Origin of the sequence: Pseudomonas syringae KCTC 12500 (assembly GCF_000507185.2) — a bacterium.
In the GTDB taxonomy this organism is placed as follows: Bacteria; Pseudomonadota; Gammaproteobacteria; order Pseudomonadales; family Pseudomonadaceae; genus Aquipseudomonas; species Aquipseudomonas syringae.
The window spans coordinates 3,229,169-3,248,705 of the sequence record NZ_AYTM02000002.1 but is presented as its reverse complement, the minus strand read 5'-3'; the positions used below and the strand labels follow the sequence as shown (position 1 = coordinate 3,248,705).

Genomic DNA, 19,537 nt, shown 5'->3' with positions numbered 1-19,537 from the left:
AGCAGGCCGTTATAGGGACGCAAGCCGCCATGCAAGTGAAACACCTGCTGCTGATCGCCATCCTCGCATTGACTGCGGCCTGTTCGTCGAAGGAAGTCATCGACGAAAACCTCAGCGAAGTCGAGCTGTACCAGCAGGCGCAGGCCGACCTGGGAAATAACAGCTATAACAGTGCCACTGAGAAGCTCAAGGCGCTGGAATCTCGCTATCCGTTCGGTCGCTACGCCGATCAGGCTCAGCTCGAGTTGATCTACTCGAACTACAAAAATGGTGAACCCGAAGCAGCCAAATCCGCTGCCGAGCGTTTCATCCGCCTGCATCCGCAGCACCCGAACGTCGACTACGCCTATTACATGAAGGGCCTGACCTCCTTCGACCAGGACGTGGGCCTTCTGGCGCGCTTCCTGCCGCTGGACCAGACCAAGCGTGACCCGGGTGCTGCCCGTGACTCGTTCAACGAGTTCGCCCAGCTGACCAGCCGCTTTCCGAACAGTCGCTATGCGCCTGACGCCAAGCAGCGCATGATTTACCTGCGCAACCTGCTGGCGTCCTACGAAATCCACGTAGCCGACTACTACCTGACCCGTCAGGCCTACGTCGCCGCTGCTAACCGCGGCCGCTATGTAGTGGAAAACTTCCAGGAGACGCCTTCGGTCGGCGACGGTCTGGCGGTGATGGTCGAGTCTTATCAGCGTCTGCACCTTGACGACCTGGCTGCCACCAGTCTGGAAGTGCTGAAGACCAACTACCCGAACCACCCGCAACTGGCTGACGGCAAATTCACCCCGCGTGAAGCAGAAGCCGATAACCGCTCATGGCTGTCGAAAGCGACCCTTGGCCTGATCGACGGCAGCGCACCGCTGCCACCGGGCCAGACCCGCGCCGATCAGGACATGAAGAAGCAGTACCAGGACGCCAAGGACTCCATTCCGAAAGAGCTGCTGCCGGAGAATCAGGCCGAGCTGGACGAACAGGCAGCAAAAGACGCCGAAGCGAAAGGCACCAAGAGCCGTTCGTGGTTCAGCTACATGACCCTGGGTCTGTTCGACTGATCCTGAGCGCATGAAAAAAGAGGCCTTCGGGCCTCTTTTTTTGTGCATCAATTTTGCCACTGTGCGCCCGCTCGCGGCTTGGCTACACTGCGCCATCGTCAATCACTAAGCTGGTAGTCATGATTCGCTTACTTATGTGGGTCGCGTTGATCGCGGCGGTGGTCTGGTTCGTCAAGCGTCTGATCAATCCCCCCAAGCCCAAATCCCGCGCCGAGCCGCCTGAACTGGCGTCGACACCCATGGTGCGATGCGCGCAATGTGGCGTGCATCTGCCACAGGATCGTGCACTGAGCCAGGCACAGCAATGGTATTGCAGCGAGGCACACAGGCTGCAAGGCCCCGCGGCACGTGACCGCTGATTCACCGTCCCTTGTCAGCCCGCAGGCACAGCGGATTCTGCGGCTGTACCACCTTTATCGACTGACCATCGGCGTCGTACTGGTGTTGTTGATTTCCAGCAGCCTGGAAACCGAGCTGCTGCAACTGGCCAACCCGAACCTGTTCCGCTCGGGCTGCTGGCTGTATCTGGTGTTCAACATTCTTGTCGTCGTGCTGCTGGAACGCCCCAGCCGTCAGGCACAGTTTTTCGGCCTGGCGATGACTGACGCGATCATGCTCTCCGCGCTGTTCTATGCAGCGGGCGGGCCTTCAAGCGGTATCGGCAACCTGTTGATTGCCTCGGTGGCGATCAGCAACGTGTTGCTGCGCGGCCGTATCGGCTTGTTGATCGCTGCGGTTTCGGCCATCGGCATCATCTACCTGACGTTCTATATCAGCTTCGGCACACCCTCGGTCTCCAACGACTACGTGCAGGCTGGCTCGCTGGGCGCTTTATGCTTCGCCGCCGCCCTGCTGGTGCAGGCGCTGACAGCGCGCATGCAGGTCAGCGAGGTACTGGCCGAACAGCGCGCAGCGGATGTCGACAGCCTCGAGGCACTCAACGCACTCATTTTGCAGCGCATGCGTACCGGCATTCTGGTGCTGGATGCCAATCACCAGGTGCTGCTGGCCAACCAGGGTGCCTTGCACCTGCTGGGTCAGGAGCAACTGGTCGGCCAGATGATCGACACCTGCTCGCCGCAGCTGGTTGAACGCCTGCGCCAGTGGCTCGTCAATCCGATCATGGTGCCGCGCAGTATCACCACCGCCCCCGTCGGGCTGGTACTGCAACCGAGCTTTGCCACACTCAACCGTGGCGATCAGCGTCAGACGCTGGTTTTTCTCGAAGACCTGTCGCAGATCGCCCATCAGGCGCAGCAGCTCAAGCTCGCCGCACTGGGACGCCTGACCGCCGGGATTGCCCATGAGATACGCAACCCGCTGGGCGCCGTCAGTCATGCGGCTCAACTGCTTAATGAATCGGAAGAGCTCAGTGCAGCGGATCGACGCCTGGGGCAGATCATTCATGAGCAGTCGGGGCGCATTGATCGGGTCATCGAAAATGTCCTGCAGCTGTCGCGCAGACGCGAGGCGCAACCCGAACTGCTCGATCTGAAAACCTGGCTGGAACACTTTGTCGCTGAATTTCGCAGTTCCACAGCGCCCAATCAGGCGATTCATGTCGACATCAGCCCCGGCACGCTGACAACCCGCATGGATTCTGGACAGTTGACGCAAATCATGACCAACCTGGTGCAGAACGGCCTGCGCTACAGCGGCAAGAATCATCCGTCAGCGCAGGTCTGGCTGAAACTGCACAATGAACCGAGAAGCGATTTGCCTACGCTGGAAGTGCTGGACGATGGGCCGGGGGTCAGCGAGCAACACCTGAGCAAGATCTTCGAACCGTTTTTCACCACAGAGAGCAAAGGCACCGGCCTTGGTCTATATCTGTCACGTGAACTGTGCGAAAGCAATCAGGCGCATCTGGAATATGCGCCCCGCCCCACGGGTGGCAGCTGCCTGCGCATTACCTTCGCCCACCCGTTCAAGACGAGCTGAGCATGAGCCAACGGCAAAAAATCCTGATAGTCGATGATGAGCCGGATATCCGCGAACTCCTGGAGATCACGCTGGGACGCATGAAACTCGACACCCGCAGTGCCCGTAACGTCGCCGAAGCCCACGACTGGCTGGCCCGCGAGCCGTTCGACATGTGCCTGACCGACATGCGGCTGCCTGATGGTAATGGCCTTGAGCTGGTGCAACACATACAGCACGGCTACCCCCACGTACCGGTGGCGATGATCACTGCACACGGCAATGTGGATACCGCGATCAACGCGCTGAAGGCCGGGGCTTTCGACTTTGTGACCAAGCCGGTCGACCTCGGCAGGCTGCGCGAGCTGGTCAATAGCGCGCTGAGCCTGCCCGGCGCACCACCCACGCGGAGTATCGACAATCGCCTGCTGGGCGACTCGCTGGCGATGCGTACCTTGCGCAATCAGATTGGCAAGCTGGCCCGCAGCCAGGCGCCGATCTACATCAGCGGCGAGTCCGGCAGCGGCAAGGAGCTTGTAGCGCGTCTGATCCACGAGCAGGGCCCACGCATCGACAAACCTTTCATACCGGTGAATTGCGGTGCCATCCCTTCCGAACTGATGGAGAGCGAATTCTTCGGCCATCGCAAAGGCAGTTTCAGCGGTGCCCACGAAGACAAGCCCGGTCTGTTTCAGGCGGCGCACACCGGGACGCTGTTTCTCGATGAGGTCGCCGACCTGCCGCTGGCCATGCAGGTCAAACTGCTGCGCGCCATTCAGGAAAAATCCATTCGCAGCGTCGGCGGCCAGCAAGAGCAGATCGTCGACGTGCGCATTCTGTGCGCCACCCACAAGAACCTGAATGCAGAGGTCGCGGCGGGTCGGTTCCGGCAGGATCTGTATTACCGATTGAACGTGATCGAAGTGCGCGTACCCTCGTTGCGCGAGCGGCGTGAGGATATCGACCAACTGGCAGCCAGCGTGCTCAAGCGCCTTGCCGGGAACGGCGCACAACCCGTCGCGCGCCTGAACGCGCAGGCGCTGGAAACGCTGAAGAGCTACCGCTTCCCCGGTAACGTGCGCGAACTGGAAAACATGCTGGAGCGCGCTTACACGCTGTGCGAGCACGACGAAATCCACGCCAGCGACCTGCGCCTGACAGAGTCCGCCAGCCCTCAGGAGAGCGACGGCCCGAGCCTGGCCGACATCGACAACCTTGAAGACTACCTGGAAAGCGTCGAACGCCAGCTCATTCTGCAGGCGCTTGAAGAAACCCGCTGGAACCGCACCGCTGCAGCAGAAAGGCTCAGCTTGTCGTTCAGGTCACTGCGCTATCGCCTGAAGAAGCTGGGCCTGGATTGAATGCGTTGCGTGGCTAAGACTGTGTGACGCAGAGCGTCACGAAAGGCATTCCACTGGCGCGTGCGGAACGATAGCTGCGCGTGAGAACACCCTCGTGCCCGAGAGCATGGCTAGACTGCGAGGCGACCAGTCGGCGCGTAGGGTGCCGGATCGATGATCGGCTCGCGCTCCAGCAGCAGGTCAGTGATCAACTGGCAGGACGCCGGAGCCAGTACCAGGCCGTTGCGGTAATGCCCGCAGTTGAGCCACAGGCCATCAAAACCGTCCAGCGGTCCAATGAACGGGATGCCCTCAGGCGAGCCAGGGCGCAGGCCTGCCCACTGGGCGACCGGCTCGGCATGGGCCAATGGCGGAAGCAATTCGACGGCCGACGCCTTCAAGCTCTCCAATGCAACCTGCGTGGTGGTTTTGTCGAACCCTTCATGCTCCAGGGTGCTGCCGATCAGGATATGCCCGTCACGACGCGGGATCGCGTAGCGCCCTTTCGCCAGCACCATGCTCGACAGAAAGTCCGATGCGCACTTGTAGAGAATCATCTGGCCTTTTACTGGCTCGACCGGCAGCTCCAGCCCCAAGGTCTTGAGCAACTCGCCGCTCCACGCACCCGCCGCCAGAATCACCCGATCACCGGTGATATCCCCTGAAGGTGTCTGCACACCCGAAATTCGGCTGCCTTCACGGGTAAAACCGCTAACTTCACACTGCTCGTGAATCTCGACATTGGGCATTGCCAGCAACGCCGCCTTGAGCGATTTGACCAGGCGGGGATTACGTACATTGGCCACATCGGCCATGTAGATCGCCCGCGAATAACCCTCACCCAGCACCGGCACGGCATCATTAACCGCCGAGATATCCACGCGGTTCAACGAACGTTTTTCGCGGGCTGCCCATTCAAGCGCAGACTGCTCGTCATCGAGGTCGAGCCAGTACAGGCCGGTCCTGTGCACTTCAGGGTCGATACCGGTCTGAGCCAACAAACGCTCGGCGAGGTGCGGGTAGAAGTCCTGCGACCAGTGCGCCAGCGCGGTGACCGCCGGGCTGTAGCGCCACGGGTAAAGCGGCGAAACAATCCCGCCGCCCGCCCAGGAAGATTCCTGGCCAACGCCCGAACGATCCAGCAGCACGACACTGACCTGCTCGGACGCCAGATTGAAGGCGGTCAACAGACCTATGACGCCACCGCCGACAATGACTATTTTTTGCTTGGACATCTTGGTCTCGTAACAAGGAAACGGTTTAGCGGCCCCAGCAGTCTTTGACAGTGACACCGCTGGTTGCGCCAGTGTTGGTACGCGCCCCGGTGCTAGTGATCACGAAACTGCCACACTTGTCGCCAGCCATCAGCGTGCCTCCGATAGGGTCAGCTGTCAGGGTGAAGTCGGTGGCAGTGAGGGTCGGCGTTATCTTGTAGTACGTATTGCCACTGCTCACGGTGGCCCCCACGTAAGTGGGCTGGGCCGCTCGTGAATAAAACCGCTCCAGCGCCTGGGTTTGCTCGGATAGCAGGCTGGCAATCGCCGACCGCTGGGTACGCTTCACGTATTCGGTGTAGCTGGGATACGCGATGGCCGCCAGAATACCGACAATCGCCACGACGATCATGAGTTCGATCAACGTAAAGCCCCTGGATGTCGCTCGCATGATTCGTTTCCCTATTGGATTTGTCGCCACATGATGCGTTGGTAAACGTTACCACTCCCGCCCTTTTCCTTCAGGCGATCAGGCGTGTTGCCGGTGGAGTTATTGACGATCTTCACCTCGTTGCCGTCCCCCGTACCCGCGACAATAGCCGAGACGACCGGGATGCCCGTGTATCCCAGTCCCGCGACAAGCAGGTCTGAACTGTTGATAGTGTTATCGCCGTTGGTATCGAGCACCTGATAGTTAAGCATGCTGCCAGTCGCGGCATTGAGCTCGAATACACGACCGGTGCCGGTGCTCTCACAAGGGTCGGCGGAGTTCACGGAGGCTGTCGAGAAAATGATCCGCCCCCGGCTGGTCTGCGCAGGGTAAATGATCCGTTCGCCCAGATAGGGCGTCACGGCCGAGAGCGGCATGTACCAGCCTTTCTTGACCGACCAATCCACATCATTGGTCGTCGACGTGAAATAGGTAGTTCCGTTACTGACGACGCTGCCATTGACCGCCTGCGCCTGCAGGTTCGCCTCGACGGTACTGCCCGCCCCGGAGTCGGCATCCCATATCGCGTAAAAATCCTGAAGAGCAGTGGTCTGCTTGTCTGCGACTTCGATGAACTTGCCCGTTCCGAAATAAACGATCTTGCCGTTAAGTGGATGATCGAGCACAAAAGGCTGAACCGTTATCGGTTGGTTGGCGCCACGCGGTGCCGTGAACAAAGGCGCGCCGCCAAAAGCTACTTTCCAGCTGGCGGCGGCGGCGCCACTCATGTCGAACTTCCAGAGCCGACCTTTCAGGTCGCCAGCGTAGGCAGCCTGAACCACGTTTTGAGCGTTGACACGCAATTTGACCGAAGAAAGCCCGTTATCGGTTTCGTTGTTAAGCAACGGCGTCTGGATCTCTGCAATGAAGGCCCCGGTATTGGCATTCAGTACATAGAGCGACGCTCTGCCGGTGAAACTGCCGTAACCGTTCCCCACCACCACAATCCCGGTGCCATCCGCCATCCGCGCAACATCCGGTTTGGAATAGGCGTATCCAAGGTTGTTGAATTTGTTGTTGGTGTTGGACGCGTCAGGTGCCTTGACCTCCCATAACGCGCTGACGGTGTTACTCGTACCCTCGAATAGCTTGATGGCGAAGAACGCTTTGCCACCGGCGCCAGTGCCGCCATAAGCAACGGTGCGCCACGCTGAACCGGCTGACAACTGCGTATCGAACACCGCAATCTGCCCATCCACGGTGAACTTGTGCACGCCGGATCCATAATTGGCCGATGCAATGGTAGCCAGCGAAGTCAGCGCAGTGGATGGCATGTATGCGTATCGTCTTGAACCATCACTGGTATTGATGACGTTGAAAAAGCCGTCATTGGCATTGGCCAGAATGCTGGGGGTCATGCTGTTTGCCTTGGTGGTCAGATACGTGGTGTAGGTGGTGTCACCCGTCAGGTCAGAGGCGGTCTTCTGTGAAGGGAGTGCAATACCAAGCGAAGAGTTGACGATATCGCCCAGCAGCCGGGTACGTGCCCGGAACTTCGCATTGGCGGTGCCCTTGGCCCAGGCAATAAGCTCTGCCCCGGTGGCATTGGTTGGCAACGTCGCATTCAGCGCAGTCTGTTGAGCAGGGCTGAAGTTGGCATACTCCAAGGGAATCTTCGTCGGAGTGGAAAGCGTGCTCCACGACTCGAATACCGGCGGCGTCGAGCCAGTGACAATAGCCGTGTCAGTCGTCCAGACAGGCGCGCTCAAGGCACCTGTTATCTGATCCAGATTGAAGGCTTTGATAGTGCCGTGCCAATCGCTTGGATCGTAAAGCGCCTGATAGAACTGAGTACCTGTCTGAAACGTCGATGAGTTTGCCGCCCCCCCTGCGCCAGAGCCGACTTTGGCGTAGATGTCGCTCAATGCGAGATCCAGCGCCGAGCTGAGCCCCGAACTGTCGTTGGCCTGAAAGTATTTGCCGTGACCATGATTATCATCCGCCGCATCAATCAACATCTGGTTCGATGCCGTAAAGCCGATGGTGTAGGTGCTGAGATCCTGTTTTACGAAGCCGGCAGTGTCCCAGCTTTTGCCGGTCAGATCCCCGCCCGTTGTCACAGCATCCCGGCGCAGGTCAATGTCATAGGCGAACTTGGCAAGATCGTCCAGATACAGCGTATCTCCCTCACCATCGCCAGACAGGTTGGCACCGTCATTGGCTGCGTTCAAATCCCAGTTGGGTAGCGAGCGAGTGGTGTCCAGAACATCGTCAGGGTCGTTGGTCGGGAACGTCCGGTCATAGGTCGGCAAGCCATCGGTTATAACGACACCGTAGTTTTTCTGGCAGCGGTACTGGATCGGGCTCACATAGGTCGATCCGCTTTGATAGAACGGCGTCATTCCCCGAAAGTAGCGGGTGATCTCATAGTAAGTTTCAGCCAGCGGAGTGTTGGCTGACGGCGTCAGGTTGCTGATAGCTGTTTTGAGGTCGGTGATGTTTTGAGTAGCCTTCTGTTGAGAGACACCCGTAGGTTGATAGGTACTGATCGCTACCGGCGACAGGTCCGAAACAACCCTGGCTATCTTGCCTCCGGGCCCTAAATCAAAATTGTTTGGATCATTGAACGTGGCAAGACCGATTCTGAGCGAGGTGTTGTTGGTCACCAGATTGGTCGCCACGGTTTTCGCGACGTTCATTCGGTAATCGTTGGGGATCACGCCATTGGTGTAGTCGCGTACACCAAAGAAATTAGGAGGGACCAGATCAATGAGGTAGGACAGGTAATCAGCGGTATATCGCGTCAGCCCGTTCCCGGCCGGATCGGGCAGGTTAAGGCAATACTGAGTGTTATTGCGAAAAACCGGACGCCCGCCAAATGGACACATCAGTGACAGGGTGAAAATACTGTAGGCATTAATATCGCCCACCGACAGAGTATCGTCATCCGAAAGCGTCGTTATGAACGGGCATACAACAGTGATTACGCCACTGAGACACTGAGTCGAGTAGTAGCTGATGTTAGGACGATTGACCGAGGCATCAAACCCCGAATCCCAGATGATGTTGTACATACTGCCCGAGTTGTCGACGAGCAACATAAGGTTGGGCGGCACCGCTGGAGAGCTCAACAAGGGCACTTGCGCTGGCGTGAAGGCATAAACGGGGCTTGCCAGATACAACGCCAACAGCGCGCCATAGAGGTATTTCAAGCCACCACGAAGCGCCTTAGCAGTTGGCATAAATACTCTCCAGCACTGTTCGTGAGGTGCCTTGAATGGCGATGGCTGTTACCCGATACATCGTTACCGAGCCCGTGCAATTTGCAGGACGTTTTATGGGCGTAGGCGTTGTACCCAGATTCTGGATGCCGAACAACGCATTGGCAGTCCCGATCCAGGTCACTCCGGAAGTGCCCAATCCCGGCCTGACTACGGTCGTTGAATCCGACGGCGGGGCGCAGGCAGCCGGTGGCGTACAGGGAACCATTGAAAACCCGGACTCCATGATCTTCGACTCGCCCAGACGCAACTGTGCCTCGGCTGCCTGAAACGACACATTACGAACCACGACACTGCCCGCCATCTTTTCCTGCAGCGTAGCGTTCTGCATGGAAGAGATACCCAGCAGCGTCAGCAGCAGCAGAAATACCAGACTGACCAGCAACACCATGCCGCGCTGTCGCGCAGGGAAAGTCTGTATCGAATTGAATCGCACGATATTGTTCATGCCAGGCCCGTTCAAAAGCGGTTACGCAGATAAGCAACAACGTTGTACTGCTGAGGCCTGACGATGCCGTTCTGTCCATCCTGCAGCGTCAGGCTGATGCGGACACTGCGTACAGCGTCGGCGTTGGCCTTGGTAACAGCCGTGGTATAGGACATCGGGTTGCCCGCCATGCCGAAAGAAACACTGAAGTCCGCGACGTTCTGCAATAGCGGCTGCGGAGTGCCGTCCGTGCCATATTTTATGGTCAAGTCTGTTCCGCTGAGCGTGTAGACCAACTGCCGCAACGGAAAGGCCGTCTCCCCCGTAGCCGGCGCACGAGCATTGGCGTAGAGCTGTGTCGTAGTCTGACAGTTTGAAACAATGGTCCAGGTGGGCGAACTGCCTGTGGTACCCACGTCGGCGGTCACCAGCGTCAGCGTCCTGCTCGGATTATCCCAGAGAATTGGAGTATCCAGTGCGATCGGCCACGGGATAGCAGGAGATACAGGCGTGTAGTTACTGAAGCTCAGGCAGCCATACATGCCGGTCATCCTGATTTCCTGCATCAGCTTGCTCAGCAGGAAACGCGCATCCTCCTGCATCCGCGCTGCGGCATTCTGGCTTTGGTAGGTGCCTCTGGCCGCCGTGAATATCTGCACGATACCTAGGCTGACCACCAGCCCCAGGACCAGCGCCACCATGATTTCGACCAGGCCGAAGCCTCTGGAAAGCTTTCTCATGGGTTGACCCCGATCCGGGAGACCAGTTGAAAGCTCCGAGGTACCGGAGTTGCCGCAGGGCTTCCTGTTGCCTGATTACTCGCACCCGCAGCGCGGTTATCGCTCCAGCCAATGGTGATGGTTACCAACGTAGAATCACTGACCACAATGCTGCCGGTGCCGCTCGCGCTTGCGAAGTTTCCGATATTGTCTTTGAAATCAAACAGATCCTGATCTCTGGCCTTGTTCAGGTTGGCAGCCGGAGCCGCATCCAGATTCGGTAAATTATAAGTAGCCAGTACATTGGTCGACCCATTGGCACTGGCATTACCATCAACATTGGCGCGGATACGATCCATCATGTCGTAAGCAATGAAGCTCGCCTGGCTGGTCATCGCTGAGCTGTCGGTGTACTTGAGCGCGTTGAGCTGAATGGCCGCAGCGCCCAGCAGGCCGATGGCCAGAATCAATACCGAGACCAGCACCTCGATCAAGGTCATGCCGGTCTGGCGATATCGGGTTTCACCAGCCATCAGCAGCCTCCACCCAGGGTGATCCGACCGGTCAGACAGACCTTTATGGTCTTGATAATAGTGCCTCGGGTGTAGGTCATGGTCACCGCCGCAGCCGGGGCAATGAGCGCGCCCAGGTTGTTGAAATCAATTGCCGTGGCATTGTTATCGGCCACCAGCGTGGCACCGCTGCTCATGGCGGCTACTTTTCGCAACGCCGTGGGTGTCGCCTGAGTATCGGAAACCAGATACACCTGCAATTCGTTGGTCCATGCCGTCCCGCTGGTCGGCGCTATACGCACCGCCACTCCCCTGTTTATCGCCTCGAGTCGCGCATAGTTGAGCGCCCGCTGCAAATCGCTGAGCTCGGTATCGGCCTTGTTGCTCTGGATGGAGCTGGTGAAATTCGGGATAGCGATAGCCGCCAGGATGCCCACCAGGGACACAGTGACTAACAATTCGATGAGGCTGAATCCCTTGGCTATATGACGCATTGAGTGTCTCCTAGACGTTACGACTATAAGGCAGCAACGCCGCTGGAAAATCCATAGCGGGACGTACGGTTGTTTTGCGACGACGAACGCCCGCAGTGTGTTGAAACGGCGGTTTCCAGGGAGGAAAGCATATGAAGCATGCAGGATTCACACTGATCGAATTATTGATCGTCGTTGCACTGGTGGCCATTTTGGCCAACGTCGCAACCCCGTCTTTCAAGGATCTCATCGATTCCAGCCGTGGCCTTGCAACCGCCCGGGAGCTGGCCAGCGGCATTCGCTCGGCGAGAGCGGCCGCAGTCACGCGCAACCAGATCGTTACGCTTCATGCCATCGAGAACGACTGGAGCAACGGCTGGCGGATCATACTCGACGCAGATGGCAAAGGTCCCGACGAAAACGATCCAGTGCTGATAGAACGCGCCAATAGCGGCACAGCGCGAGTGGTCGATAACCGCAAGCGTGTGGAGGAGATCAGTTTCAATGGTTTGGGCACGTTGCGGCGTAGAACCGCCAGGACGTTGCACGTATGTGCCGCAGACCAGCCGGTGAGCAACTATCGAGTGATAGTCGCACCGGCCGGGCGCGTGAGGGTCGAGGACACCAAAATCGATGCAGCGCTGTGTGGCTGAATAGCCTCAGAGCAGCGACTTGACGCGCAACTCCTTGGGCATCGAGAAGGTGATGTTCTCCTCGCGGCCGGCAAGCTCATCAGCACCGGTCGCGCCCCAGGCCTGCAATTGCTGGATCACGCCACGCACCAGCACTTCGGGGGCCGAAGCGCCCGCAGTGATGCCGATACGCTCTACCCCGTCGAACCAGCCTGGTTGCATGTCTTCGGCGCCGTCGATGAGGTACGCCGGAGTCGCCATGCGCTCGGCCAGCTCGCGCAGGCGATTGGAGTTGGAGCTGTTCGGGCTGCCCACCACCAACACCACATCGCACTCATCGGCCAGTTGCTTGACTGCGTCCTGACGGTTTTGCGTGGCGTAGCAGATGTCGTCCTTGCGCGGCCCGCCAATGGCCGGAAAACGCTTGCGCAAGGCATCGATCACCCGGCTGGTGTCATCCATGGACAAGGTGGTCTGGGTCACGAAGGCCAGGGCTTCAGGGTTGCGCACCTGCAGGCTGGCAACATCCTCTTCGTCCTCGACCAGATAGATCGCACCGCCGTTGGCGGCGTCGTACTGGCCCATGGTGCCTTCGACTTCCGGGTGACCGGCGTGGCCTATCAGGATGCACTCGCGGCCATCACGGCTGTAACGGGCGACCTCGATATGCACCTTGGTCACCAGCGGACAGGTAGCATCGAACACCTTCAGACCACGGCCTGCCGCCTCGGTACGAACAGCCTGGGAAACACCGTGGGCGCTGAAGATAACGATGACGTCATCCGGCACCTGATCCAGCTCTTCAACGAAGATCGCACCGCGAGAGCGCAGGTCTTCGACGACAAATTTGTTGTGAACGACTTCATGGCGCACATAAATCGGCGGACCAAACACTTCCAGAGCGCGATTGACGATTTCGATCGCGCGGTCCACTCCGGCACAAAAGCCGCGGGGGTTGGCGAGTTTGATTTGCATGCGGTGCCTCATGATTGGTACGGGGTAGCCCGGCCTGGGCCGGGCTTGACGGCGAAGGTCAGGAAGCCAGAATTGCCTTCACTTCAAAGATTTCCACTTCAAAGCTCAGAGTCTTGCCTGCCAGCGGGTGATTGAAGTCGATGGTGACCTGCTCGTCATCGAACGCTTTCACCACGCCGGGCAACTCGGTATTGGCGGCGTCATTGAAGATCACCAGCAACCCTTCGGACAGTTCCATGCCCACGAACTGCGAGCGTGGCATGATCTGCACGTTTTGTGGGTTGGGCTGACCAAAGGCGTTTTCCGGCAGAATCTCAACGGTCTTTTTATCGCCCGCCTTGAAGCCGAAAATCGCCATTTCAAAGCCGGGCAGCAGGTTGCCGTCACCGACCTTGAACGTGGCCGGAGCCTTTTCGAAGGTGCTGTCGACGGTATCGCCGTTTTCCAGACGCAGGGCGAAGTGCAGAGTGACCTGCGTATTCTGACCGATGCGCAGCTTGTCAGATGAGCCTTGAGTCGAAGATTGCTCAGTCATTGACGGTCTCTCCGGTTTTCTTGCTCTTGAACATGTCCAGCGCCAGCATGATTGCGCCGACGGTGATCGCACTGTCGGCAACGTTGAACGCCGGGAAGTACCAGCGGTTCTGCCAGTGAACCAGAATGAAGTCGATCACGTGGCCCAGCACGATACGGTCGTACAGATTGCCCAGCGCGCCGCCCAGTACCAGCGCCAGTGCAACGGCCAGCCACGTGTCGTCACGCCCCAGACGCTTGAGCCAGACGACCAGCACAGCGCTGACCACCACTGCGATCAGGGCGAACAACCAGCGCTGCCAGCCGGCACCGTCAGCCAGAAAACTGAAGGCGGCACCGGTGTTGTAGGCCAGGGTCCAGCTGAACAGGTCGGGAATCACGATGATCTGCTGATACAGGCTCAACGCGTTCTCGAAGTAATACTTGCTGGCCTGGTCAATGACCAGAACCAGCACGCTCAACCACAGCCAGGCCAGGCGGCCGAACGAGGCGTTAGGCATAGTGACGGACCTCGCCTGCACCGCTGATGTTGTCTACGCAACGACCGCAGATTTCCGGATGCTCGGGGTTTACCCCTACATCCTCGCGGTGATGCCAGCAACGGGCACACTTGGCATGACTGGACTTGAGCACTTTCAGCTTCAGACCGGCGACTTCGGTGACCACGGCATCGGCTGGCGCAGATGCGAGCGGCGCCACACTGGCTGTCGAGGTGATCAGCACGAAGCGCAGCTCGTTGCTCAGTTTCGACAGGTCAGCCACCAGCGACTCCTCGGCATACAGGGTCACTTCGGCCTGCAGGTTGCCGCCAATGGCCTTGGCAGCGCGCAGGTTTTCCATTTCCTTGTTGACCGAGGTCTTCACCGCCATGATCCGCTCCCAGTAGGTGCGGTCCATGTCGAAGTCGGCAGGCATTTCGGTCAGGCCTTCGTACCAGGTGTTGAGCATCACCGATTCGTTACGCTCGCCGGGCAGGAACTGCCACAGCTCGTCGGCGGTGAACGCCAGGATCGGCGCGATCCAGCGCACCAGCGCTTCGGAGATGTGGAACAGTGCCGTCTGGCAGGAGCGACGCGCGGTGCTGTTGGCCGCCGTGGTGTACTGACGATCCTTGATGATGTCGAGGTAGAAACCACCCAGCTCCTGCACGCAGAAGTTGTGGATCTTCGAGTACACGTTCCAGAAACGGTATTCGCCGTAATGCTCTTGCAGCTCGCGCTGCAGCAGTAGGGTGCGGTCCACGGCCCAACGGTCCAGCGCGAGCATTTCCTCGGCGGGCAGGATGTCGGTCGCCGGGTTGAAGCCCGTCAGGTTGGAGAGCAGGAAGCGTGCAGTGTTGCGGATACGACGGTAGGCGTCGGCGCTGCGCTGCAGGATCTGGTCGGAAACCGCCATCTCGCCGGAATAATCGGTCGCCGATACCCACAGACGCATGATGTCGGCACCCAGCGAATCGTTGACCTTCTGCGGCGCTACCACGTTGTTCAGCGATTTGGACATCTTGCGGCCGTTCTCGTCGACCACGAACCCGTGGGTCAGCAGCTCGCGATACGGTGCGTGATCGTCCAGCATGCAGCCGGTCAGCAGTGAGGAGTGGAACCAGCCGCGATGCTGGTCCGAACCTTCGAGGTACAGGTCGGCACGCGGACCGCTTTCATGGCCCATCGGGTGCGAGCCGCGCAGCACATGCCAGTGCGTGGTGCCCGAGTCGAACCAGACGTCCAGGGTGTCGGATATCTTGTCGTACTTGCCGGCTTCGTCGCCGAGCAACTCGCTGGCGTCGAGCTTGAACCAGGCCTCGATGCCCTCTTTCTCGACACGTTGCGCCACTTCTTCCATCAGTTCGACGGTACGTGGGTGCAGGTCGCCGGTTTCCTTGTGCAGGAAGAACGGAATCGGCACGCCCCAGTTGCGCTGACGCGAGATGCACCAGTCAGGACGGTTGGCGATCATCGAGTGCAGGCGTGCCTGCCCCCATGCCGGAACGAACTGAGTGTCTTCGATGGCCTTGACCGCCCGCTTGCGCAGGGTCTCGCCGCTCTCAGGCTGCTTGTCCATGCCCACGAACCACTGCGCGGTCGCGCGGTAGATCAAGGGCGACTTGTGGCGCCAGCAGTGCATGTAGCTGTGGCTGATGGTTTCGGTGTCCATCAGGCTGCCGACTTCGACCAGCTTGTCGATGATGTTCTGGTTGGCCTTGAAGATGAACTGGCCACCGAAGAACTCCAGCGACTCGACATACACGCCGTTGCTCTGCACCGGGCTGATGATGTCGTCGTTGCTCAGGCCATACTGTTTGCAGATATTGAAGTCGTCTACGCCATAGGCAGGCGAGCAGTGAACGATGCCCGTGCCCGCACCCAGCTCGACGTAGTCAGCCAGATAGACTGGCGACAGGCGGTCGTAGAACGGATGGCGGAAGTTGATCAGCTCAAGCGCCTGACCGGTGGTGGTCGCGATGACGGTACCTTCCAGCTTGTAACGGGCCAGGCAGCTTTCGACCAGTTCGGCAGCCAGCACCAGCAGTTTGTCGCCGACATCGACCAGTGCGTATTCGAATTCCGGATGGACATTCAGCGCCTGGTTGGCCGGGATCGTCCACGGTGTGGTGGTCCAGATCACGATGGACGCAGGCTTGCCCAGCGACGGCACACCGAAAGCGGCGGCCAGTTTCGCTTCGTCGGCGATCGGGAACGCAACGTCGATGGTCGAGGACTTCTTGTCCTGATACTCGACTTCGGCTTCAGCCAGTGCCGAGCCGCAATCGAAACACCAGTTGACCGGCTTGAGGCCCTTGAAGACGAAACCGCCCTTGACCATCTCGGCCAGCGCGCGGATTTCTCCGGCTTCGTTGGCGAAGTTCATGGTCAGGTACGGATTGCTCCAGTCGCCCAGCACGCCCAGACGGATGAATTCGGACTTCTGGCCTTCGATCTGCTCGGACGCATAAGCGCGGCACAGCTCACGCGTACGGTCTGCGGAGAGGTTCTTGCCGTGGGTCACTTCGACCTTGTGCTCGATCGGCAGACCATGGCAATCCCAACCCGGCACATACGGGGCATCGAAGCCCGCCAGGGTCTTGGAACGCAGGATCATGTCCTTGAGAATCTTGTTGACCGCATGACCGATGTGAATATTGCCGTTGGCGTACGGAGGACCGTCGTGCAGGACGAACTTGGGACGATCCTTGCCAATCTCGCGCAGCTTCTGGTACAGGCCAATGCTGTCCCAGCGCTGCAGAGTTTGCGGCTCGCGCTGGGGCAGGCCGGCCTTCATAGGGAAGGCGGTGTCCGGAAGGTTTAGCGTGGCTTTATAGTCAGTCATTTCAGGCTCTTGTTTAGCGGTTAGCCATGCCAATGGGCACGGGCGGCGGCGACGTCCGCATTGATCGCCGTCTTGAGCGCCTCCAGTGAGGCGAAACGCTGCTCATCACGCAGCTTGTGGTGGAAAGCCACCGTCAAACGCCGGTCATAAAGATCGCCGGCAAAATCCAGAAGATGCACTTCAAGGTGGGCACTGCCATCACCCGTTACCGTCGGGCGCACGCCGATGTTGGCGACCCCCGGCCAGGCTTTGCCATCGATATCCGTGCTGACCAGATAGACCCCGCTCAGCGGCACACGACGACGCTTGAGTTGCACGTTGGCGGTGGGCGTACCCAACTGACGTGCCAGCTTCTGGCCGTGCAACACCCGCCCGACTATCTGGAACGGACGACCGAGCATGCGCTCGGCCAGGGCAAAGTCCGACGCAGCCAGAGCCTTGCGCACCTTGGTACTGCTGACCCGGATGCCATCTATTTCAACGGTCTGCGCCGCTTCTACGGTAAAACCATACGTTGTGCCGGCCTGTTGCAGGAAGTCGAAGTCACCGACCCGGTCGAAGCCGAAACGAAAGTCGTCTCCCACTTCAAGGTGTTGAACACCCAGGCCGTCGATCAGCACGGTTTCGACGAAACTCGCCGCGCTGAGCTTGCACAGACGCTGATTGAAGGACAGGCAAAGTACCCGGTCAACGCCTTCGGCACTCAGCAGCTCGAGCTTGTCACGCAGGCGGGCCAGACGGGCCGGCGCCGTTTCGGGCGCAAAGAACTCACGCGGCTGCGGCTCGAAGATCACCACACAGCTGGGCACACCCAATTCGACGGCACGCTCGCGCAGACGCGCCAGGATAGCCTGGTGGCCGCGATGAACGCCGTCGAAATTGCCAATCGTGGCGACGCAGCCCCGATGTTCGGGGCGCAGGTTGTGAAGGCCTCTAACCAGCTGCATAACGCACTTCTTGCTCATAAAGTGGCCGATTATAACCACACACGGCCGTGGACGACAGGCAACACACCAAGACCGGATGAAGGTTCTCGGCGTGTGGCGACAAAAACCGAAGGTCAACCCCTGCGACGCGCCCTACATAATGGCTTTGCGGGCGAAATCCCTGAGGCGGAAGCCTAATAAAAGAAGCATGGCGAAATAGGTCACGACGCCGGCGGCAACCAGCGCACCCAGACGCAGAAAACGCTCCAGCATGTGACCTTCGTCCCACGCCGGCATGACATGCATGAGCCCCAGCAGCACCGCCGACATCACCGCGACGGCAATGACCAGCTTGAACAGGAACTTCGTCCAGCCAGGCTGCGGCTGAAACAGATCCTGCTTGCGCAACTGCCAGAACAGCAACCCGGCATTGATGCACGCCCCCACACTGATCGCCAGCGCCAGACCGGCATGCTGCAAGGGCACGATGAAGGCCAGGTTGAGCAATTGAGTCACTATGAGGGTGAAGATCGCGATTTTCACCGGGGTGCGGATGTTTTGTTGAGCATAAAAACCGGGGGCCAGCACCTTGATCAGGATGATCCCCAGCAACCCGACCGAATAGGCGACCAGCGCACGTTGGGTCATGGCCGCGTCGAGTGCGTCGAATTTACCATACTGAAACAACGAAACGGTCAACGGCTCGGCAAGCAGCCCCAGCGCCAGAGTGCAAGGCAGAACCAGCACGAAACACAGTCGCAGACCCCAGTCGAGAATTCGCGAATATTCCTGGCGATCCCGTTGCGCGTAGGTTTTGGACAGTATCGGCAGCAGAATCGTACCCAGCGCCACACCCAGCACGCCGGAAGGCAGCTCCATCAGGCGGTCGGCGTAGTACATCCATGACACCGAACCGGCGACGAGGAACGAGGCAAAGATCGTGTTGATGATCAGAGAAATCTGACTGACAGAAACGCCAAGGATGGCGGGCAGCATCTGCTTCATTACCCGCCAGACCCCGGTGTCGCGCAGATTCAGGCGCGGCAGCACCAGCATGCCGATCTTTTTCAGGTGCGGCAGTTGGTAAAGCAGCTGCAGCAGACCGCCGACCAGAACCGCCCAGCCCAGCGCCATCACTGGTGGATCGAAGTACGGCGTCAGGAACAGCGCGAAGAAAATCATGCTGACGTTGAGCAGCGTGGGCACGAACGCCGGCACTGAAAAACGGTTCCAGGTGTTGAGGATCGCACCGGCCATCGAGGACAGGGAGATCAGCAATATATAAGGAAAGGTCACCCGCAGCAGATCCGAGGTGAGGGCGAATTTCTCCGGGGTGTCGACAAAGCCGGGCGCGGTGGCCCAGATAACCCAGGGCGCAAAGATCACCCCGAGCAGCGTCACCAGCGCCAGCGCCAGGGTCAGCAATCCGGTGACATAGGAAATGAATGTGCGCGTCGCCTCCTCGCCCTGCTGGCTCTTGTATTCGGCCAGGATCGGCACGAATGCCTGGGAAAAGGCGCCCTCGGCGAAAATTCGGCGCAGCAGATTGGGCAGCTTGAAGGCGATGAAGAACGCATCCGTGGCCATTCCGGCACCGAAAGTGCGCGCGATGATGGTGTCGCGTACAAAGCCCAAAACCCGGGAAACCATGGTGATAGAGCTGACGGCGGCGAGTGACTTGAGTAGATTCATTGAAAGAGTTGTGCGCCTCGGCAAAGGATGGGCGATAAAGCCAGCCATTTATGCAATACTTCGCGCCGCAAAAACGCCCGAAGCAA

The 19,537-nt window shown here is 59.1% G+C and carries 18 protein-coding genes; 5 read left to right on the top strand and 13 right to left on the bottom strand.

Features of this window, described 5'->3' with window-relative positions; translation table 11 throughout:
* Positions 1-29 precede the first annotated feature (29 nt).
* From V476_RS14710 to V476_RS14695, 4 genes are all read left to right on the top strand, one after another.
* On the top strand, positions 30-1,052 hold the full coding sequence (locus V476_RS14710) for an outer membrane protein assembly factor BamD (protein ID WP_003344571.1): 1,023 nt from the start codon (positions 30-32) through the stop codon (positions 1,050-1,052).
* A gap of 119 nt (positions 1,053-1,171) precedes the next feature.
* Positions 1,172-1,411: a PP0621 family protein gene (locus tag V476_RS14705; protein ID WP_032607804.1), complete on the top strand. Its 240-nt coding sequence runs from the start codon at positions 1,172-1,174 to the stop codon at positions 1,409-1,411.
* On the top strand, positions 1,401-2,993 hold the full coding sequence (locus tag V476_RS14700) for a sensor histidine kinase (protein WP_024960202.1): 1,593 nt from the start codon (positions 1,401-1,403) through the stop codon (positions 2,991-2,993). The genes V476_RS14705 and V476_RS14700 overlap by 11 nt, the downstream gene beginning before the upstream one ends.
* A gap of 2 nt (positions 2,994-2,995) precedes the next feature.
* A complete protein-coding gene (locus V476_RS14695) occupies positions 2,996-4,333 on the top strand; it encodes a sigma-54-dependent transcriptional regulator (protein WP_024960203.1) in 1,338 nt (445 codons plus the stop codon).
* Positions 4,334-4,443: 110 nt separating this feature from the next.
* Here the strand turns inward: V476_RS14695 and thiO are convergent, their stop codons facing one another.
* From thiO to V476_RS14660, 7 genes are read right to left on the bottom strand one after another with little or no spacing between them, the layout of a single operon-like run.
* A complete protein-coding gene (thiO, locus tag V476_RS14690; protein ID WP_024960204.1) occupies positions 4,444-5,547 on the bottom strand; it encodes a glycine oxidase ThiO in 1,104 nt (367 codons plus the stop codon).
* Between the two features lie 25 nt (positions 5,548-5,572).
* On the bottom strand, positions 5,573-5,977 hold the full coding sequence (locus tag V476_RS14685; protein WP_024960205.1) for a type IV pilin protein: 405 nt from the start codon (positions 5,975-5,977) through the stop codon (positions 5,573-5,575).
* A gap of 11 nt (positions 5,978-5,988) precedes the next feature.
* Complete coding sequence (locus V476_RS14680; protein ID WP_024960206.1) at positions 5,989-9,198, bottom strand: pilus assembly protein; 3,210 nt, start codon at positions 9,196-9,198, stop codon at positions 5,989-5,991.
* Positions 9,185-9,685, bottom strand: a complete 501-nt coding sequence (locus V476_RS14675; protein WP_003318778.1) for a pilus assembly PilX family protein — start codon at positions 9,683-9,685, stop codon at positions 9,185-9,187. Before V476_RS14675 ends, V476_RS14680 begins: the two co-directional genes overlap by 14 nt.
* Before the next feature lie 11 nt (positions 9,686-9,696).
* Positions 9,697-10,404, bottom strand: coding sequence for a PilW family protein (locus V476_RS14670; protein WP_003318779.1), 708 nt, complete (start codon positions 10,402-10,404; stop codon positions 9,697-9,699).
* Positions 10,401-10,916 carry a type IV pilus modification protein PilV gene (gene pilV, locus V476_RS14665; RefSeq protein ID WP_003344587.1) on the bottom strand — a complete coding sequence of 172 codons (516 nt, stop codon included), beginning with the start codon at positions 10,914-10,916 and terminating at the stop codon, positions 10,401-10,403. Before pilV ends, V476_RS14670 begins: the two co-directional genes overlap by 4 nt.
* Positions 10,916-11,389: a GspH/FimT family pseudopilin gene (locus V476_RS14660; RefSeq protein ID WP_003344589.1), complete on the bottom strand. Its 474-nt coding sequence runs from the start codon at positions 11,387-11,389 to the stop codon at positions 10,916-10,918. The genes pilV and V476_RS14660 overlap by 1 nt, the downstream gene beginning before the upstream one ends.
* Before the next feature lie 131 nt (positions 11,390-11,520).
* On the opposite strand from V476_RS14660, the gene V476_RS14655 reads away from it, so the two are divergent.
* Positions 11,521-12,021: a GspH/FimT family pseudopilin gene (locus V476_RS14655; RefSeq protein WP_024960207.1), complete on the top strand. Its 501-nt coding sequence runs from the start codon at positions 11,521-11,523 to the stop codon at positions 12,019-12,021.
* 6 nt (positions 12,022-12,027) lie between these two features.
* Here the strand turns inward: V476_RS14655 and ispH are convergent, their stop codons facing one another.
* The 6 genes from ispH to murJ form a co-directional block, all read right to left on the bottom strand.
* On the bottom strand, positions 12,028-12,975 hold the full coding sequence (gene ispH / locus V476_RS14650; protein WP_024960208.1) for a 4-hydroxy-3-methylbut-2-enyl diphosphate reductase: 948 nt from the start codon (positions 12,973-12,975) through the stop codon (positions 12,028-12,030).
* A gap of 58 nt (positions 12,976-13,033) precedes the next feature.
* Positions 13,034-13,510: an FKBP-type peptidyl-prolyl cis-trans isomerase gene (locus tag V476_RS14645; protein ID WP_024960209.1), complete on the bottom strand. Its 477-nt coding sequence runs from the start codon at positions 13,508-13,510 to the stop codon at positions 13,034-13,036.
* Positions 13,503-14,009, bottom strand: coding sequence for a signal peptidase II (lspA, locus tag V476_RS14640; RefSeq protein WP_003318787.1), 507 nt, complete (start codon positions 14,007-14,009; stop codon positions 13,503-13,505). Before lspA ends, V476_RS14645 begins: the two co-directional genes overlap by 8 nt.
* A complete protein-coding gene (gene ileS / locus V476_RS14635; protein WP_024960210.1) occupies positions 14,002-16,833 on the bottom strand; it encodes an isoleucine--tRNA ligase in 2,832 nt (943 codons plus the stop codon). Before ileS ends, lspA begins: the two co-directional genes overlap by 8 nt.
* A 20-nt stretch (positions 16,834-16,853) precedes the next feature.
* Positions 16,854-17,780: a bifunctional riboflavin kinase/FAD synthetase gene (gene ribF / locus V476_RS14630; protein ID WP_024960211.1), complete on the bottom strand. Its 927-nt coding sequence runs from the start codon at positions 17,778-17,780 to the stop codon at positions 16,854-16,856.
* Between the two features lie 132 nt (positions 17,781-17,912).
* Positions 17,913-19,451, bottom strand: coding sequence for a murein biosynthesis integral membrane protein MurJ (gene murJ / locus V476_RS14625; protein ID WP_003403539.1), 1,539 nt, complete (start codon positions 19,449-19,451; stop codon positions 17,913-17,915).
* Positions 19,452-19,537: the final 86 nt, after the last annotated feature.

Bases quoted from the DNA above. Each gene is read 5' to 3' on its own strand.
- V476_RS14660 (WP_003344589.1), bottom strand. From the start codon at position 11,389: ATGCGTCATATAGCCAAGGGATTCAGCCTCATCGAATTGTTAGTCACT.
- V476_RS14645 (WP_024960209.1), bottom strand. From the start codon at position 13,510: ATGACTGAGCAATCTTCGACTCAAGGCTCATCTGACAAGCTGCGCATC.
- pilV (WP_003344587.1), bottom strand. From the start codon at position 10,916: ATGGCTGGTGAAACCCGATATCGCCAGACCGGCATGACCTTGATCGAG.
- V476_RS14655 (WP_024960207.1), top strand. From the start codon at position 11,521: ATGAAGCATGCAGGATTCACACTGATCGAATTATTGATCGTCGTTGCA.
- V476_RS14670 (WP_003318779.1), bottom strand. From the start codon at position 10,404: ATGAGAAAGCTTTCCAGAGGCTTCGGCCTGGTCGAAATCATGGTGGCG.
- ileS (WP_024960210.1), bottom strand. From the start codon at position 16,833: ATGACTGACTATAAAGCCACGCTAAACCTTCCGGACACCGCCTTCCCT.
- V476_RS14675 (WP_003318778.1), bottom strand. From the start codon at position 9,685: ATGAACAATATCGTGCGATTCAATTCGATACAGACTTTCCCTGCGCGA.
- V476_RS14695 (WP_024960203.1), top strand. From the start codon at position 2,996: ATGAGCCAACGGCAAAAAATCCTGATAGTCGATGATGAGCCGGATATC.
- lspA (WP_003318787.1), bottom strand. From the start codon at position 14,009: ATGCCTAACGCCTCGTTCGGCCGCCTGGCCTGGCTGTGGTTGAGCGTG.
- V476_RS14680 (WP_024960206.1), bottom strand. From the start codon at position 9,198: ATGCCAACTGCTAAGGCGCTTCGTGGTGGCTTGAAATACCTCTATGGC.
- ispH (WP_024960208.1), bottom strand. From the start codon at position 12,975: ATGCAAATCAAACTCGCCAACCCCCGCGGCTTTTGTGCCGGAGTGGAC.
- V476_RS14685 (WP_024960205.1), bottom strand. From the start codon at position 5,977: ATGCGAGCGACATCCAGGGGCTTTACGTTGATCGAACTCATGATCGTC.
- V476_RS14710 (WP_003344571.1), top strand. From the start codon at position 30: ATGCAAGTGAAACACCTGCTGCTGATCGCCATCCTCGCATTGACTGCG.
- thiO (WP_024960204.1), bottom strand. From the start codon at position 5,547: ATGTCCAAGCAAAAAATAGTCATTGTCGGCGGTGGCGTCATAGGTCTG.
- V476_RS14705 (WP_032607804.1), top strand. From the start codon at position 1,172: ATGATTCGCTTACTTATGTGGGTCGCGTTGATCGCGGCGGTGGTCTGG.
- ribF (WP_024960211.1), bottom strand. From the start codon at position 17,780: ATGCAGCTGGTTAGAGGCCTTCACAACCTGCGCCCCGAACATCGGGGC.
- murJ (WP_003403539.1), bottom strand. From the start codon at position 19,451: ATGAATCTACTCAAGTCACTCGCCGCCGTCAGCTCTATCACCATGGTT.